The 624-nt window shown below is 70.8% G+C and carries 1 protein-coding gene; it reads left to right on the forward strand.

Features of this window, described 5'->3' with window-relative positions:
• Positions 1-624: glucokinase (locus AC1DGW_RS16830; protein ID WP_478025197.1), on the forward strand; the 624-nt coding region annotated here is incomplete at both ends.

Consider the following 624-nt stretch of genomic DNA (forward strand, 5'->3'; position numbering starts at 1 on the left):
GCCGCCCACATCGACGGCAGCCAGGTCCTCCAGCTCACCGGCCCGGCCGAAGCGCCGCGCGGCCCCACCCTCATCGTCGGGCCCGGCACCGGCCTGGGCGCCGCCGTCTGGATTCCCGTCGGCGACCGCTCCGTCGTGCTCGCCACCGAAGCCGGACAGGCCTCGCTGGCCGCCAGCACCGARCTGGAAATGGCCGTGCTGCAGCAGATGCTGCGCAACCGCAGCCATGTCTCCATCGAACATGGCGCGCTGTCCGGCCCCGGCCTGCTCAACCTCTACAACGCCCTGTGCGCCGTGCGCGGCACCGCGCCCGTCCACGCCACCCCCGATGCCGTCAGCGCCGCCGCCTGCGACGCCAGCGACCCGCTCGCGGTCGAAACACTGCAGCTGTTCTGCGGAATCCTCGGTTCCACCATCGGCGACATGGCCCTGCTCTACGGCGTGCAGGGCGGCATCTACCTGGCCGGCGGCATCCTGCCCAAGCTCGGCCAGTTCCTCATCGGCAGCACCTTCGTCGAACGCTTCCTCAACAAGGGGCCCATGACCAAGGCGCTGCAGCGCATCCCCGTGAAGCTGGTCGAGCACGGGCAACTGGGCGTCATCGGCGCGGCCAGTTGGTATCTG

The organism is Stenotrophomonas sp. 05N423, from assembly GCF_056397145.1.